Here is a 15,392-nt window from a genome sequence, read left to right on the forward strand (position 1 = left end):
GCTTCGGCAACCCCCTTCACAGGAGGCACACACGTCGTGCGAGGATGCGGCTCCGGTATCGAATACCGGTGTAGAGGGGATCCCCATTGAAATCAAGGAAACTGAGCCGTAAGCGGCAACGCGCAACCATAGTCACCGCGGCGGCCGCCTCGGTCGTCGCCGGCGCGGCCCTGCTGCCCAACTGGTCCGCGGGCGCCGCGAGTGTCAACGCCGACCCCAAGGTGGACGCGGCCACCAAGGCGACCTTCCAGCGCCTGGCGGACGCGGTCTTCACCGACCGCACCGACGCCCTGGTGGGCGACGACGGAACGAAGCGGAAGACGTCCCGGTTCTCCGGCGAGGTCCGCCTGTCCTCGGCCCAGTCGCGTGCCGAGAAGTCCGCGCTGACGAAGCTGGAGAGCCGCAAGGCCCGTCTGGCGGAGCTCGGCGAGAAGTACCGTTCGGCCAACACCACGGTGTCGCTGGACCGTACGCGGGTGAAGGGCCGTAACGCCACGGTCGACGTCACCGAGACGACGACGCTGGCCTACGACAAGGCCACGGGCACCGAGCCGAAGACCACCGGCTTCGAGGCGCACCACACGCTGACGTTCAAGGCCGACCGCAAGGGCGACTGGCAGCTCACGGGCGTCCAGGACACGGACGACGGGGTCGCGGTCAACCAGGTCGAGGCCACGACGTTCGTCGCCACGCCCATGACCGGTGACAGCACGCCGCCCTCGGCGACCCGTGCCGCCATCACGAAGCCGGCGCCGGCCAAGCCGAAGAACTTCACGGCTTCCGGCTACGACTACAAGGCCATGGCCGCGTACGCCGCGAAGTACTGGAAGAACTACAACCCGGCGTACCCGAACTTCAACGGGGAGGGCGCCGGCGGGGACTGCACGAACTTCGTCAGCCAGGCCCTGAAGGCGGGCGGCTGGAAGCACGCTCCCGGTTACGTGTACGACTTCCACAAGTGGTTCGGCAACGCCGACATCCAGTCGGACTCGTTCGTCGGCGTCAACGAGTTCTCGTGGTTCGCCCTGTCCTCGAAGCGGACGACGAACCTCGCGAACGTCTATCAGGCCGACATCGGTGACGTCGTCCAGATGGACTTCAACAAGGACGGGTCCAAGGACCACACGATGATCGTCACGTACCGCAGCCCGCAGGGTGTGCCGTACCTGTCGTACCACTCCACCAACACCTACAACCGGTCGTTGGCGAGCATCATCGCGTCGTACCCGAACGCCGCGTACTACGCCTACCGCACCTGAGCGGTCGCGTTCCCGGGGCGGGAGTCCGGCACCACGTGCCGGGCTCCCGCCCTTTGCGTTCGGCGGGTGTCACACAGGGCGGTCCGGTCCGGTCAGAGCCAGGTGGTCCCCAGCCGGACGGCCGCCGCCGCGGCGGCCAGCAGGGCGATGTTGAGTCCGATCAGCCGTGCCTCGCCGCGCGAGAGGTGGAGGGATATCCCGCCTGCCTGGATCAGGACGAGACCCGTCGCGGCGGCGACGGCGAGCCAGGGCGCGATCCCGGTGAGCGGCGGCAGGACCAGGCCCGCCGCGCCGAGGACCTCCAGCGTCCCGATGAGCCTCACCACCGGCATGGGCACACGGTCGACCCATCCCATCATCGGCCGCAACTGCTCCTGGCTCCGCAGGATCTTGATGCCTCCGGCATAGAGGTAGAAGGCCGCCAGCAGCGCTGCGACGATCCAGTAGGCGACGTTCATGGGGCCCCTCACAATGGTTACCAGGCGTAAGTTGCCCCATGATGAGTGACCGTCGGGGGGCCTGCAAAAGGCACATGGATGTGCGCTACCCACAGGGAGCTGTCGTGTCGCAGTACGAGCGCACCTGCATGATCCGCGGTGACGGCGGTCGGACGATCCGCACCGTCCTCGACCGGATCTGCGACAAGTGGACGCTGCTGATCGTGACGACCCTCGAACGGGGCCGGCTGCGCTTCACGGAGCTGCAGCGGCAGATTCCCGGCATCTCGCAGCGGATGCTGACGCTGACCCTGCGGAACCTGGAGCGCGACGGCCTGGTGTCGAGGACGGTGCACGCGGAGGTCCCGCCCCGCGTCGAGTACGCGCTGACCCCCACCGGAGAGAGCCTCATTCCGCCTGCCCTCGCGCTGGCCGGCTGGGCGATCGAGCACATCGGCGAGATCGAGGCCAGCAGGGCCGCTTACGGGGACGGGGCGGGGTGACGCCGGTGGGGGCCGGGGACGGCGCGGCCGGAATCAGCGCTGGAAGGCGGCCCCCAGCTGTGCGCCCTTCTCGGGCGCGGCGAGGGTGTGCGGTCCGTAACTCACCGATCCGGTCGCGGTGATGCCAGAGGCCGTACCCGCGAAGACCCAGACGCCCCCGGAACCGGTGTTCTCCTTCGGCGCCGACACGACCACGTGGCCGCCGACGACGGCGGTGCGGCCGCCGAACGCGTCGCCGTTCTCCGCCGTGCCGGGCACCCCGGCCGTGTTCTGGCTGAAGACCTGGACCGCGCTGCCCGAAAGGCCTGTCCGGCTCCCGCGCAGGACGGCGAAGGTGCCGGCGTCGGTGCGTCCGGCGTGGTCCTCGCCGGGCACCCCGGTGACGACGTCGGCGTATCCGTCACCGGTGACGTCGCCGACGGAGACGTCGGTGCCGAAGCGGTCGCCGCTCTCCCCCGTGCCGGGGACTCCGGGAGTGTCCTGGCCGATCAGGGTGGCCCGCGCCGCGAATCCGTCCGGCGTGCCCCGCACCACGCCGACGAGCCCGCCGCCGGCGGCGGTACTGCGGCCGAAGACGACGTCCTGGTGTCCGTCGTGGTCGACGTCCCCGAGGGCGATGCTGTCCGCGGACACGGTGTCGGCGGCGGCGATGAGCGGGCCCGCCACGAGGCCGTCCGGGGTGCCCCGCAGCAGTTGCAGGCGGGGCGGCGGGACCGCTCCTCCGTCGTCGGAGTCCCACGATCCGCCGCTGACGACGAGGTCGGTCCTGCCGTCGCCGTCCACGTCGCCCGCCGCCATCGCGTAGACACGGACGTCCAGGTCCACGAGGGGGCCGGTACGGGCCGGGACACCGGTGCGGCTGATGGGCCCGTACCGCGTCTCGTACGCCGTCGCGAGGTCCAGATGGCCGTCCCCGTCGAAGTCACCGGCCCGGGTCGCCGCCCGTCCCTCGCCGACGACGGCGGCGGCGACGAGCCCGCCCACGCTGCCCCACAGCACGGTCCGCCGTCCGGCGTCACGGACGCCGCCGACGTCCTCGCCGGGAGATCCGACGACGAGGTCGGTGTAACCGTCACCGTCCAGGTCCGCCGCGGTGAGGTCGCTGCCGAAGCGGTCACCGGCCTCCGCCGTACCGGGAATTCCGTAGCGGTTCTGGCTGATCACCTGGCGCTTGACGCCGTCGGGGCCCTGGCCCATGCCGTAGACGACGGTGAAGTATCCCGCGCCGGCCCGGCCGTTTACGGTGCCGCCGGGGGCGCCGATCGCCACGTCGGGGTATCCGTCACCGTCGAAGTCGGCCCGCGCCGACCCCGGTGCGGCGGCGGTCGGGGCGCCCGAGGGGGCGTTCCCCGGGGAGGCCACGACGGGGGCGGCGCCCGTGGCGGACAGGACGACAGCGGCCGCTGCGGCCACTGGCAGGCGGAGCTTTCGCGAGGACAAGGCAGACCCCTTAAGGACGGTAGATCGCGCGACGGGCGTCCCGACGCCCGGTGTCCCACAAGACCCGCGCATGGCGCCAATGGTTGTACGCCGTCCCGTCACCCGGGATTCACCGTGACGCGACCGTCCGGTGGCGCTCCCCGCCTCGGTGGGTGCGGGCACCCCGATGGGCGCGGGCAGCCCGGGCGGGGCGCGGAGCGCTCGCACGCACCCGGCACACCCTGACGCGGGATTGCTCAGCCATTCAACGACTTGGCATTGTTCACCATTTCGTCGGCCCTCTTCCGCGCCGGGACGCCCGGCCCTCGGGAGAAACATCCTGCGGCTTCAATACGCGCGGGGACGCGCCGACCCTCACAACCGGAGGACGTGGGGTGCAATAACTCGCCAAGTTCTCCTGCTCCGTTGACGTGCCAAACAGTGGCTAAATATCATCGTTCTGAAGTTCGGTTAGAGGTCGATTGATCTGCAAGTCTCGCAATCCGGGTCGATCCGGCCCCTTGCCGTGACAATCGAACGTCACTGCTCAAACGGGGGAATCGTGGTATCAGTGATCGAGGTTGCCGGACCTTATCCGGTGCGTTCAATTTCGGGAGAATTACCGGAAGACAAACACAGGTATGTCCGTCCATCGATCTGCGGGCAGGTCGCAGGCAGCAGCTTTTTCGCGGCGAGGGGCATTCCGTGTTGTTTTTCTCCGTGCTAGGCCATGTCGAAGTACGGGCCCGTGACCGGGTGTTCCAGCTCGCCGGCGCCATGCAGCAGCAGTTGCTCGCGGCGCTTCTCGTCTCAAGAGGAGAACTCGTCACCGTCGACTCACTCATTCTCGAACTGTGGGGCGGCGAACCGCCGTCCAAGGTGCAGAACGCGCTCCAGGCACAGGTGAGCCGGGTCCGCAGGAGTCTGGCGCTGCTCGAACCCGAACGGCCCGGATCACGGGTGATCACAACACCCTCGGGCTATCTGTTCTCGGTCACCAGGCAGGAACTCGACGCACATGTCTTCATGGACACCGTCGACCGTGTCCGTCGCACCGCCGCGGGCGGTACCTCGGCAGACCCGGACCAGGACATCCGTGAACTGCGCAGGGCCCTGTCCTTCTGGAGCGGCCCGGTGTTCGGCGGTCTTCGCGTCGGACCGCTGTGCCAGGCCGTCGCGGCCCGGTACGTGGAGGCCAGGAACGCGGCACTCACCCTGCTCTTCGAGCTGGAGCTGAGGACCGGCCCGCCCGACCGCATCCTTCCGGAGCTCGCCGAGGCGTACGAACAGAACCCCACGAACGAGAAGCTCTGCATGCTCCTCATGGGGGCGCTCTACCGCTGCGGGCGCCAGCGCGACGCGCTCGACGTCTACCGGAAGTGCCGGCGCACCCTGGTCGACGACCTGGGAGTCGAGCCCACGCCCACGCTGCGCCGGTACGAGAAGGCCATCCTCACCCACGACCCCGAACTGCTCCGCGAACCCGTGGGACACGGCGGCCGGATGGGGATGTGAGCCACACCGCGTCACGGCGGCGTCGCCGTGACGCGCAGACGTGAACAGGCCTGATCGAAACGGTGGAGCACGAGGTCCGCCACCTCCGGGGCGTCGCCGAGAGCCGGTGCGACGACATCCGCCTGTGCGGCACCCCGCACGATGCGGTCGGCCAGGAACCCGGGGGCGAGGACGTACGAGGCGACGGCCACCCGGGCACAGCCGGAGGCACGCAGCCGGCGTACGGCCCAGGCCGTACCGGACGCGGCCGGGCGGGAACCACCCCCGGCCGGCGCCTCGTCGGGGGGCAGGGAGGCGAACGCGGGCCGCACGGCGCACCAACCGGTGTGCCGCCACTCCCGCGCGATGTCCGCGATCACCGCGTTCGCCTCCGGATCGGAGGTCCCCGCCGAGGCCAGCACGACCCCGGTCGAGGACGCGTCGCCGGGCGTCAGCCCGGCCTCGTACAGTCGGCGTTCCAGGGCCCGCGACAGCAGCGGCGCGGGCCCGAGGACGCCGGCCCGCTCGACCCGCAGCTCCGGCGGTGCCTGTCGCAGCAGCGCCGGGATGTCCGCCCTGGCGTGGACGGCACGGCTCAGCAGCAGGGGTACGGCGACGACCTCACGGACCGCCTCCCGTCGCCGTGACTCCGCGCGCCGTACGTCCGCCGCCAGCTCCGCCAGTACCCCGGGCACCGAGGGGACCGTGAAGTCCAGGAACCCGATCTCCACCCGCAGTCGCGGCCGCCGCGCGCGCACCCGCCGTACCAGAGCACGCAGTGTCCCGGCGTGCCGGGGATCGCGGCTGCCGTGCGCGACGGCGAGCAGCACCGGTGGCATCGGTGTCACCCCGCCCGCTCGGCCAGGCCGCGGCTGCGCAGGACGCGCCGCTCCAGCGGGGAGAAGACCAGCACATCGATGCCGATGCCGACGAGCAGGATGAGAATGATGGTGGCCAGCACTCCCGGCATGTCGCTGTAGGTGCGGAAGTTCTCCAGCAACTGACCGAGCCCGGTGCCGAGATCGGGTGAGCTGGCGATGAGTTCGGCCGCCATCAAGGAGCGCCAGGCGAACGCCCAGCCCTGTTTGAGCCCGGCGAGGAAGCCGGGGAGCGCGGCGGGCAGCAGCACATGCCGGACCGAGGCCAGCCCGGTGGCACCGACGACCCGGCCCGCGCGCAGATACAGCGGCGGGGTCTGGTCGACGCCCGCGACCAGGCCGTTGGCGATGGAGGGCACCGCGCCGAGCAGGACGACCGCGTACACGGTCGTGTCGGTGAGCCCGAACCAGATCATCGCGGCCGGCACCCAGGCCACCGACGGCAGTGACTGGAGCCCGGACAGGATCGGCCCGATCGCCGCCCGGACGGCTCTGATCCGCGCGACCGCCAGGCCCAGTGGTGTCCCGATGACGATCGACATGCAGAAGCCGAACGCGCCGCGGGAGACGCTCGTCCACACATAGCCGAAAAGGGTGCCCTCCAGCCACATCCGCCGGATGGACCGGGCCACGTCGAGCGGTCCGGGCAGGACGTGATCGGGCTTCAGGTCCATGGCCGCGGCGAGCTGCCACGCGCCGACGATCAGTACGACGGTGCACAAAGGCGGCAGCACGACGGCCAGGAGGCGGCCCGCGAAGGACGTCCGGGCCGCGGCGGCGGGCCTCTCCAGCGCGTCGAGTCCGGCTTCCAGCCCGGCCAGATCGCTCGTGTCCTCGGTGTCACTGCCTGCCATGGCGGCGGATCTCCCCTCGCAGTTCCTCGGTGATCTCCACGGAGAGTTCGGCGACGGCGGCGTCCTCGATGCGGCGCGGCTGCGGGATGTCCACGGTCCATTCGCGGGCGATGCGCCCGGGGCGGGAGGTGAGCAGGACGACGCGCTGGGCGAGCCGCACGGCCTCGCGGACGTTGTGGGTGACGAAGAGGACGGACAGTCCCGTCTCCGCCCAGACGCGGGTCAGTTCGTCGTGCAGGACGTCCCGGGTGATCGCGTCCAGTGCCGCGAACGGCTCGTCCATGAGCAGCAGCCGGCTGTCCTGGGCGAGTGCCCGGGCGAGTGCCACGCGCTGGCGCATACCGCCGGACAGCTCGTGCACCCGCTTGCCGTACGCGCCCTTCAGCCGGACGAGTTCGAGCAGCCGCTCCGTCTCGGGGCGGCGCTCCGCCCTGGTCATCCCCCGCATGCGCAGCGCCAGTTCGATGTTCCTGCCCGCGGTCAGCCAGGGGAACAGGGCGTGTTCCTGGAACATCAGGGCCGGGCGTCCGCCGGGCACGTCGATCGTCCCGAGGGTCGGCTCGTCGAGCCCCGCGACGAGGTTGAGGAGCGTCGACTTGCCGCACCCGGAGGCGCCCAGCAGGGTGACGAACTCGCCGGTCGCCACGTCGAGGGTGATGTCGTCCAGCACGGGCCGGTCCGCCGGCCGGCCGAACGACTTCGAGACCCGGTCCAGCCGCGCGGCGGGCGGCGTCGCGTCCCGGGCGGATTCGGGGGTCCGTCGGACGAGATGGGTGGCCATGACTGTCGCCTTCCGGTCAGTCGGCGCCGAGGCCGGCGTCGTCGACCGCGGGCCGTCCCGCGGCTTGGAGGGCCTTGTTGAGAGGCCGGAGGTCGTAGATGCGGTCGAGCAGCGGGTCCTGGAGCAGACCGGCCGCGACCGCGTGGGCGGCCTCGTCGCGCAGGGTCGCGGCGAGCGGGTCGTCGAGGATCTGGACGTGGGCGAAGGCCATGTCCAGGACCTTCGGCGGCAGTCGGGTGCCGGAGTCGGCCCGCAGTTTCCGGTCGACGGAGGCCTTCGCCTGCCGGGGATGGGCGTTGATCCAGGCATTGGTCCGTACGGAGCCGCGCAGCAGGGCCTCGACGACATCCGGGTGCTTCTTCAGGAACCGCTGGGACACGATCATGTTCGTGATGACGAACCGGCCGTCCTTCCACAGCTTCCTCTCGTCCACCAGGACCTTGCCGCCGGCCGCGACCAGCCGGGCCGCCGTGGGCTCGGGCACCCAGGCCCCGTCGAGATCACCGCGCTCGAAGAGGGCGGGGATCTCCTTGTTGTCGACGCGCTGGACCTTCACGTCACCCCGCCCGCTCCTGGCGTCGACCTTGTAGCCCTGGCGCGCGAGGTAGTCGAGGAGGGCGACGTCCTGGGTGTTGCCGAGCTGCGGTGAGGCGATCGTCCTGCCCTTCAGCGCGGCCGGGGAACCGATCTTCCGCGGATTCACCACCAGGGAGACACCGCCCGAGGCGGAGCCCGAAATGATGCGCAGGTTGGTCCCGTCGGACTTCGTGTAGCCGTTGACGGCGGGCGAGGGGCCGATCCAGCCGACGTCGATCGCGCCTCCGTTCAGCGCCTCGATCTCGGCCGGGCCGGCGTTGAACGCCTGTGTCCGGATCTTCGTCCCGCCCAACTCCTTCTGGAAGAAGCCCTCTTGCAGGCCGACCAGGGCCGTGGCGTGCGTGATGTTGGGGAAGTATCCGATCCGTACCTGGTCCACTCCGCCGGTCTTCGCTCCGGTGGCGAGGACGGCCGGCCGGCCCGTGTCCTTGGCCTGGGACCCGTAGCCGCAGCCCGCGGCGGCGAGCACGGAGAGTACGGAGAGCACGACGACCGGGTGCCGTCGTCCGGCGGAGCGGGTGGCGAGAGGGGCTGGCACGGCGATTCCCTTTCCTCACAGGCCTGTTGAGCTCGTCGGAGGGCGGTGCGGTGGTGTCGTGGAGTCCGGCCCCGCCATGCCTGCGGTGAGGGTGGTGCCGTCGGCGGGGTCGATGAGGATGAAGGCGCCGGTGCGGCGGGAGTCGGCGTAGGAGTCCAGGGGCAGCGGTTCGGCGGTGCGGATCTTGACGCGGCCGATGTCGTTGGCGGCCAGCCGGCCCGGGTGCGGGTGCAGCGAGAGGTCGTCCAGGGTGAGGCGGGAGGGGATGTCCTTGACGATGGCCTTGACGGTGCGGGTGCCGTGCTTGAGCAGCACCCGGTGGCCGACGGTGAGCGGTTCGTCGGCGACGTGGCAGACGGTCGCCTCGACGTCCTGGGTGGTCGGCGGCGCGTCCTTGCTGGGCACCAGCAGGTCACCGCGGGAGACGTCGATGTCGTCGGCCAGCAGCACGGTCACCGACTGGGTGGTCCAGGCCGCGTCGACCGGCGTGCCGAGCAGGTCGATGCCGGAGATGGTGGTGGTGCGTCCGGAGGGCAGGACGGTCACCCGCTCGCCGACGCGGAAGGTTCCGGCGGCGATCTGCCCGGCGTAGCCGCGGTAGTCGGGGTGCTCGGCGCTCTGCGGGCGGATCACGTACTGCACGGGCAGCCGGGCGTGGCAGTGTGCCAGGTCGTGGCTGACCGGGACGCTCTCCAGGTGTTCCAGGACGGTGGGGCCGCCGTACCAGTCCATGTTGGCCGAGGGTTCCACCACGTTGTCGCCGGCGAGCGCGGAGATCGGGATCGCGGTGATCTCGGGGACGCCCAGCTCGGAGGCGTAGGCGGTGAACTCCTCGGCGATCGCGGCGAAGACGGACTCCTCGTACGCGACGAGGTCCATCTTGTTGACGGCGAGGACCACGTGCGGGACGCGCAGCAGGGCGGCGACGGCGGCGTGCCGGCGGGTCTGCTCGATGACGCCGTTGCGGGCGTCGACGAGGACGACGGCCAGGTCGGCGGTGGAGGCGCCGGTGACCATGTTGCGGGTGTACTGCACGTGGCCGGGGGTGTCGGCCAGGATGAAGCGGCGCCGGGCGGTGGCGAAGTAGCGGTAGGCGACGTCGATGGTGATGCCCTGCTCGCGTTCGGCGCGCAGGCCGTCGGTGAGCAGGGCCAGGTCGGGGGTGTCCTGGCCGCGGTTGCGCGAGGCGTGCTCGACGGCCTCCAGCTGGTCGGTGAGGATCGACTTGGAGTCGTGCAGCAGGCGTCCCACCAGGGTGGACTTGCCGTCGTCGACGGAGCCGGCGGTCGCGAAGCGCAGCAGGGTGGTGGCCGTCAGCTGTTCGACCGACAAAGGCTCGGTGGGTTCGGTGGTGCTGGTCATGTCTAGAAGTACCCCTCGCGCTTGCGGTCTTCCATCGCGGCCTCGGACATCTTGTCGTCGGCGCGGGTCGCGCCCCGCTCGGTGAGCCGGGACGCGGCGATCTCGGTGATCACCTGCTCCAGCGTGGTCGCCTCGGAGTCGACGGCGCCGGTGCAGGACATGTCACCCACCGTCCGGTAGCGGACGAGGCGCTTCTCGACCGTCTCGCCGTCCTTCGGGCCGCCCCACTCGCCGGCGGTCAGCCACATGCCCGAGCGCTGGAAGACCTCGCGCTCGTGCGCGAAGTAGATGTCGGGCAGTTCGATGCCCTCGCGGGCGATGTACTGCCACACGTCCAGCTCGGTCCAGTTCGACAGCGGGAACACGCGGACGTGCTCGCCGGGCGCGTGGCGGCCGTTGTAGAGGTTCCACAGCTCCGGGCGCTGGCGGCGCGGGTCCCACTGCGAGAACTCGTCCCGCAGCGAGAACACCCGCTCCTTGGCCCGCGCCTTCTCCTCGTCCCGCCGGCCCCCGCCGAACACCGCGTCGAACCGCTCCGAGGAGATCTTCTCGGTCAGCGGCAGCGTCTGCAGCGGATTACGCGTCCCGTCCGGGCGCTCCTTGAGGACACCGCGGTCGATGTAGTCCTGCACCGAGGCCACGTGCAGCCGCAGCCCGTGCCGCTCCACCGTCCGGTCCCGGTAGTCGAGGACCTCGGGGAAGTTGTGCCCGGTGTCCACGTGCAGCAGCGTGAAGGGCACCGCCGCCGGGGCGAACGCCTTCAGCGCCAGATGCAGCATCACGATCGAGTCCTTGCCACCGGAGAACAGGATCACCGGCCGCTCGAACTCCCCCGCCACCTCACGGAAGATGTGCACGGCCTCCGACTCCAACGCGTCCAAGTGGGAGAGGGACAAGGTCATTTCAGCGGCGGGCGCGCTCACACCGGCCCCCGTTCCACGAGCAGGGTGTGAACCACGGCGGTGGACTCCCTCACGGTCTGCGCGGGCGACCCGGTCCGAAGGCCGGGCGACTCGGGCGCCTCGTACGCGGCGGGGGCCGTCATTCGTGCAGCCCGCACTCGGTCTTCGCGCGGCCCGCCCAGCGGCCGGCGCGCGCGTCCTCGCCCTCCAGCACCCGGCGGGTGCACGGCGCGCAGCCGACGGAGGCGTAGCCGTCCATCAGCAACGGGTTGGTCAGGACCCCGTGTTCGGCGACGTACGCGTCCACGTCGTCCTGCGTCCAGCGGGCGATCGGCGAGACCTTCACCTTGCGGCGCTTCTCGTCCCAGCCGACGACCGGGGTGTTCGCCCGGGTCGGGGACTCGTCACGGCGCAGCCCGGTCGCCCAGGCGCGGTAGCCGGTCAGGCCCTCCTCCAGCGGCTGGACCTTGCGGAGCTTGCAGCACAGGTCCGGGTCGCGGTCGTGGAGCCGCGGTCCGTGCTCGGCGTCCTGCTCGGCCACGCTCCGACGCGGGGTCAGCGTGATGACGTTGACGTCCATCACCGCCTCGACCGCGTCCCGGGTGCCGATCGTCTCCGGGAAGTGATAGCCCGTGTCGAGGAACACCACGTCCACACCGGGCCGGACACGCGACGCGAGATGGGCGACCACCGCGTCCTCCATCGAGGAGGTCACACAGAACCCGTCGCCGAAGGTGTCCACCGCCCAGCGCAGGATCTCCGGCGCGGACGCGTCCTCCAGCTCGCGCTCCGCCCACGAGGCGAGCAGCCGGAGCTCGGTGGACCGGCCCGTGTCAGCGCCCTTCATGTGCGGCTCCCTGGCCGACGCCCAGCGCCACGAGGCCGAGCAGCCGGAGGAACGAAAAGCTGAACGCGCGCTCGCAAGCGCCGCATTTCCAGGTGTCATGCCCCTCACCGGCCCTGAAGAGCCCTTTGTACTCGCAGTACGGGCAGGGGTGGAGCAACTCGCGTTCATTCATCGATTTCTCCTGTCCGGAAGCACTTTGACAAAGGGTCTTTCGGCGGCGGTAAACAACCGAAGAGAAAATTCCCTTTTCCGGAGTTCGGCAGTGCCGGTCACCCTAGCAACGGCCGCGGATGGGCCACTGACACGGCGCTGATATGTTCCGGATTCCGGCCCCGCAAGCGCCGTGTCAGCGCCCGGTCAGTGGTGTTTGAGATAGTCGCGGATGGATTTCGCGGTCCGCTGCGGGATCACAGGCAGCGAACCTTGATGATCCGGAGAAATCTCTTGCCCAGAGCCCCTCGGTCCGGGGCCATTGCGCATGCCTGCGACCGGGGGACCCGAACCGCAAGTTCCAGAAGAGGGGCATTGCACGATGAGACTATCCAGGCTCCGAAGAACAGGGTTCCCACGGCGTATGTCCGTGGTTCTCCTGACCTTGGGACTGACCACCGCCCTGCTCAGCGGAGCCGGTCAGGCATCACCGGAGGCCGCCAAGTCGTGGACCTCCCGGTTCACCGCGTCCAACGGAACCACCTACACCGCCACCAACAACCTCCTCCCCGCGGCGGGCGGACACGGGCGTGAGTGGCTGCTCGCCTGGGCGGGGCCGGCGGACCACACGACGCCCGACTTCCTCACCGTCATCGACGCGACGCCCGACTCACCGCACTACGGGGAGGTCGTCAACACGGTGACGATGGGGCCGGGCAAGGGCAACGAGCCGCATCACATGCAGTACCTCTGGCACAAGGGCGCCCGGCTGTTCGCGGGCGGCATCCTCACCGACACGACGTTCGTGTTCGACACGAAGGCCCTGCCGGCCGTGAAGCTCGTCGGCGTGAACGTCCCCACGGACACCCCGTGCGGCACGCTGCCGGACGCCTACCAGGTGCTGCGCGACGGCACCGCGTACGGCACGTACATGGGCGGACCCAACGTCACGGGGCCGTGCACGTACACCAACGGTGAGGTGCGTGAGGGCAACGGTGCCGCCGGGTCGCCCGGCGAGATCGTCTACTTCGGCAAGGACGGGAAGACCGTCTCCGAGATCCCCGCGGCCGTCAAGGGCGGCGAGGACCCGGTCCAGTGCGGCAACGTACCGGTGCTGACGGAGGCGAGCTGCGCCAACCCGCACGGCATCGCGGTCCGCGAGGACATGAACATCATGGTCGCCAGTGACTTCGTCGAGGCACGCAACTTCGTGACTCCCGAGGTCGAACTGCGTGAGGACCTCGCCCGGCAGACGGTCCGCGTCTGGGACATCAGCAACCGGGCCGACCCGAAGCTGAAGTCCGTGTCCAAGGTGGCGGACGGCCCCAGGGCCGCCCAGGAGTCGGATCCGATCTTCGGCGAGTCCCGGGTCCTCATGGAGACGGCGCTGCCCAACAAGCGCGGCCACAAGGGCGCGTTCGTGTCCTCGATGACCGGCGGCGCCGTCTACTACACGCCGGACATCACGTCCTCCAGGCCGAAGTGGAAGGAGGTGCTGGACGACACGACGCCGTACCAGACCTTCGCCCCCGACGGCTCGGTGACCGGTGGCGGCGACAACTCGAGCTGGCTGGCGGTCAGTCCGGACGACCGCTACCTGTTCCACACGGTGATGGGCGCGTCGAGGCCCTACGGGAAGCCGCTGGACCGGACGACCGGCATGGTCTACGTGCTGGACATCCGGAAGCTGCTCGCGTCGGGCGACGACCCGCGGTGCTCCGTCGACACCCTCGACGAGGCCTACAAGGGCGGCACGGAGAGCGACTGTCCCGGCCTGGTCGGCACCGTCCCGATCCGGGACACGACCGACGGCGGTCCTCACTGGGGCGCGATGGACAACTTCACGAAGGGGAGGGACGGCGACTACCGCGAGGCCACTCACGTCAAGCGGATCGCCACCGCCGACTACTTCCTGGCCGGCGCCTTCGGCGGCGACGGCGACCACCGGGTGTGCATGTTCGATCTCGGCGGGACGGCGGGCATCTCCCTGGACAAGCGGTTCCGTGACGAGGTCACCGGCGACCCCTGCGTCAGCTTCAACCGGAAGTCGTGGCCGCACGGCGACACCGGTGACGCCCGGCCCCACGGTGTGCTGTTCGTCGTGAGCGACGGCGCACTGCGGTGAGCAACACCTTCTCGATCCAGTTGTCCGCGGCGGCCGGCGGCCGCCGCGGGCACCTGGCCCAAGCCGCACAGGACTTCCGGCCGTTGTACGGCGTCCTGCTGGGCGCGCTCGTCCTGACCTGCGGGATCGGCCTGATCATGCTGCAACTGCGGTACGGGCGGATGCGGCGGCGGCGTACCGTGCTCGCGTCCTTCGCCGTCATCGTGATCACCTCGGTCCTGGTGGGCATGACGGTGTCGCACGACGCGGGACGGTCCGAAGCCGGCACGCCGGGCGTACCCCTGCTGCGTACCGCCGAGGCGGGGGCGCAGCGTGTACCGGTCCTCGTCGTTCCGAACCGTCCCGGGTTCAACCTGGTGGGCATCGCCGCGGACAGCGCCTCCGCCGGCACCGATCCCGCGCGGCTCACCGCCGGCCGACGGTACAGCGGTTCCGAGCGGACCTGGGTGGGAGTCACCCTGAAGTCCGGTGACCAGCGGCTGCATCTCTCCGTGAACGGTGCCCCGGCCTCGCTGGACGTCGACACCGGCCACGAGCCGTCCGCCGCGTCCGCCGCCCTGCGCGGCACGGACGGCCCCGAGTGCGCGTCCGCCGCCCTGGGCGCCCTGCTCGCCGGCAGCGCACGGCCCTGGTCCTCCTGTCCCGCCGACCGTCTCGGCACCGCCGACGCCGGGATGCTGCGGTCCACCGTGCGCTTCCTGGCGGCGCGCGGGGCACGGACCGTCGCCCTGCGCGCGGACGGCTCACCCCGTGACCGGGCCGCCGCGGCCGTGGTCCGCGAGGCCGCGGCCCGCGAGAAGGTCACCGTGGTGGCACCCGGCGAGGGTGCGGCTCCGCTGATCGTGGTCACGGGCTGGGCGGCCGCCGAGGCCCAGGTCAAGGAGGTCGGGACGGGCCGGGTCAAGGCCGAGGGCACCTACCTGGCCCCCTGGCTGCTCTCGCCGCCCGTGCTCGGTCCCAGCGCGGGCCAGATCATCCCGCTGCGCTACGACCCGCGGGGCCCCGCCGCCGAGCGCTATCTGTCGGCGCTGTCGAGGCGGTTCCCCGGCGAGGTGCCCAGCGCCGCCGGTTACGAGGCCTGGCAGCGGCAGTTGGGCGGCGACTTCGCCCCGGCCCTGATGTACGCGGCGGCCGAGGTGTACATCCCGGGCATGCCCGCGCACGAGCACCGGGGCGCGGACTGGCTCACCAGCGGAATGATCACCGCGGTCTCGGGACCGCTGAGACAGCCCGAGTCATGACGATC

Annotated in this window: 15 protein-coding genes; 5 read left to right on the forward strand and 10 right to left on the reverse strand. The window is 70.7% G+C overall.

All coding sequences use genetic code 11. The features are described 5' to 3' along the window. The first annotated feature begins 86 nt into the window (after positions 1–86). Positions 87–1,259 carry an amidase domain-containing protein gene (locus ACFYW9_RS03320; RefSeq protein WP_389144059.1) on the forward strand — a complete coding sequence of 391 codons (1,173 nt, stop codon included), beginning with the start codon at positions 87–89 and terminating at the stop codon, positions 1,257–1,259. Positions 1,260–1,351: 92 nt separating this feature from the next. Here ACFYW9_RS03320 and ACFYW9_RS03325 read toward each other — a convergent pair whose 3' ends face one another. Then, complete coding sequence (locus tag ACFYW9_RS03325; RefSeq protein ID WP_389144062.1) at positions 1,352–1,717, reverse strand: DoxX family protein; 366 nt, start codon at positions 1,715–1,717, stop codon at positions 1,352–1,354. Between the two features lie 104 nt (positions 1,718–1,821). Between ACFYW9_RS03325 and ACFYW9_RS03330 the strand changes: the two genes are divergently transcribed. Further along, positions 1,822–2,199: a winged helix-turn-helix transcriptional regulator gene (locus ACFYW9_RS03330; protein ID WP_389144065.1), complete on the forward strand. Its 378-nt coding sequence runs from the start codon at positions 1,822–1,824 to the stop codon at positions 2,197–2,199. 33 nt (positions 2,200–2,232) lie between these two features. On the opposite strand, the gene ACFYW9_RS03335 is transcribed toward ACFYW9_RS03330, so the two are convergent. Then, a complete protein-coding gene (locus ACFYW9_RS03335; protein WP_389144068.1) occupies positions 2,233–3,639 on the reverse strand; it encodes an FG-GAP-like repeat-containing protein in 1,407 nt (468 codons plus the stop codon). Between the two features lie 684 nt (positions 3,640–4,323). On the opposite strand from ACFYW9_RS03335, the gene ACFYW9_RS03340 reads away from it, so the two are divergent. Continuing rightward, on the forward strand, positions 4,324–5,133 hold the full coding sequence (locus ACFYW9_RS03340; protein WP_389144072.1) for a BTAD domain-containing putative transcriptional regulator: 810 nt from the start codon (positions 4,324–4,326) through the stop codon (positions 5,131–5,133). Positions 5,134–5,144: 11 nt separating this feature from the next. Here ACFYW9_RS03340 and ACFYW9_RS03345 read toward each other — a convergent pair whose 3' ends face one another. From ACFYW9_RS03345 to ACFYW9_RS03380, 8 genes are all read right to left on the reverse strand, one after another. After that, a complete protein-coding gene (locus ACFYW9_RS03345; RefSeq protein ID WP_389144075.1) occupies positions 5,145–5,951 on the reverse strand; it encodes a sirohydrochlorin chelatase in 807 nt (268 codons plus the stop codon). A 5-nt stretch (positions 5,952–5,956) separates the two neighbouring features. After that, positions 5,957–6,844: an ABC transporter permease gene (locus tag ACFYW9_RS03350; RefSeq protein WP_351860437.1), complete on the reverse strand. Its 888-nt coding sequence runs from the start codon at positions 6,842–6,844 to the stop codon at positions 5,957–5,959. Continuing rightward, positions 6,831–7,625 (reverse strand): ABC transporter ATP-binding protein, encoded by a 795-nt coding sequence (locus ACFYW9_RS03355; RefSeq protein ID WP_389144079.1) that lies wholly within the window; start codon positions 7,623–7,625, stop codon positions 6,831–6,833. Before ACFYW9_RS03355 ends, ACFYW9_RS03350 begins: the two co-directional genes overlap by 14 nt. 16 nt (positions 7,626–7,641) lie before the next feature. Beyond that, a complete protein-coding gene (locus tag ACFYW9_RS03360) occupies positions 7,642–8,766 on the reverse strand; it encodes an ABC transporter substrate-binding protein (protein ID WP_389144774.1) in 1,125 nt (374 codons plus the stop codon). A 9-nt stretch (positions 8,767–8,775) separates the two neighbouring features. Next, complete coding sequence (locus ACFYW9_RS03365; RefSeq protein ID WP_389144082.1) at positions 8,776–10,122, reverse strand: sulfate adenylyltransferase subunit 1; 1,347 nt, start codon at positions 10,120–10,122, stop codon at positions 8,776–8,778. A gap of 2 nt (positions 10,123–10,124) precedes the next feature. After that, positions 10,125–11,024: a sulfate adenylyltransferase subunit CysD gene (cysD, locus tag ACFYW9_RS03370; RefSeq protein ID WP_389144085.1), complete on the reverse strand. Its 900-nt coding sequence runs from the start codon at positions 11,022–11,024 to the stop codon at positions 10,125–10,127. A 139-nt stretch (positions 11,025–11,163) separates the two neighbouring features. Further along, positions 11,164–11,871, reverse strand: coding sequence for a phosphoadenylyl-sulfate reductase (locus tag ACFYW9_RS03375; RefSeq protein WP_389144088.1), 708 nt, complete (start codon positions 11,869–11,871; stop codon positions 11,164–11,166). Next, a complete protein-coding gene (locus tag ACFYW9_RS03380) occupies positions 11,858–12,043 on the reverse strand; it encodes a hypothetical protein (protein ID WP_351860448.1) in 186 nt (61 codons plus the stop codon). Before ACFYW9_RS03380 ends, ACFYW9_RS03375 begins: the two co-directional genes overlap by 14 nt. Before the next feature lie 402 nt (positions 12,044–12,445). Between ACFYW9_RS03380 and ACFYW9_RS03385 the strand changes: the two genes are divergently transcribed. After that, positions 12,446–14,146, forward strand: coding sequence for a hypothetical protein (locus tag ACFYW9_RS03385; protein WP_389144093.1), 1,701 nt, complete (start codon positions 12,446–12,448; stop codon positions 14,144–14,146). After that, positions 14,143–15,387, forward strand: coding sequence for a hypothetical protein (locus ACFYW9_RS03390; RefSeq protein WP_389144096.1), 1,245 nt, complete (start codon positions 14,143–14,145; stop codon positions 15,385–15,387). Before ACFYW9_RS03385 ends, ACFYW9_RS03390 begins: the two co-directional genes overlap by 4 nt. Positions 15,388–15,392 lie beyond the last annotated feature (5 nt).

The organism is Streptomyces sp. NPDC002698, from assembly GCF_042888945.1.
GTDB lineage: Bacteria > Actinomycetota > Actinomycetes > Streptomycetales > Streptomycetaceae > Streptomyces.

What these genes read in the sequence shown, in the direction of transcription:
- ACFYW9_RS03325 (WP_389144062.1), bottom strand. Translation starts at nt 1,717, where the DNA reads ATGAACGTCGCCTACTGGATCGTCGCAGCGCTGCTGGCGGCCTTCTAC.
- ACFYW9_RS03345 (WP_389144075.1), bottom strand. Translation starts at nt 5,951, where the DNA reads ATGCCACCGGTGCTGCTCGCCGTCGCGCACGGCAGCCGCGATCCCCGG.
- ACFYW9_RS03350 (WP_351860437.1), bottom strand. Translation starts at nt 6,844, where the DNA reads ATGGCAGGCAGTGACACCGAGGACACGAGCGATCTGGCCGGGCTGGAA.
- ACFYW9_RS03355 (WP_389144079.1), bottom strand. Translation starts at nt 7,625, where the DNA reads ATGGCCACCCATCTCGTCCGACGGACCCCCGAATCCGCCCGGGACGCG.
- ACFYW9_RS03365 (WP_389144082.1), bottom strand. Translation starts at nt 10,122, where the DNA reads ATGACCAGCACCACCGAACCCACCGAGCCTTTGTCGGTCGAACAGCTG.
- cysD (WP_389144085.1), bottom strand. Translation starts at nt 11,024, where the DNA reads ATGACCTTGTCCCTCTCCCACTTGGACGCGTTGGAGTCGGAGGCCGTG.
- ACFYW9_RS03375 (WP_389144088.1), bottom strand. Translation starts at nt 11,871, where the DNA reads ATGAAGGGCGCTGACACGGGCCGGTCCACCGAGCTCCGGCTGCTCGCC.
- ACFYW9_RS03380 (WP_351860448.1), bottom strand. Translation starts at nt 12,043, where the DNA reads ATGAATGAACGCGAGTTGCTCCACCCCTGCCCGTACTGCGAGTACAAA.
- ACFYW9_RS03385 (WP_389144093.1), top strand. Translation starts at nt 12,446, where the DNA reads ATGTCCGTGGTTCTCCTGACCTTGGGACTGACCACCGCCCTGCTCAGC.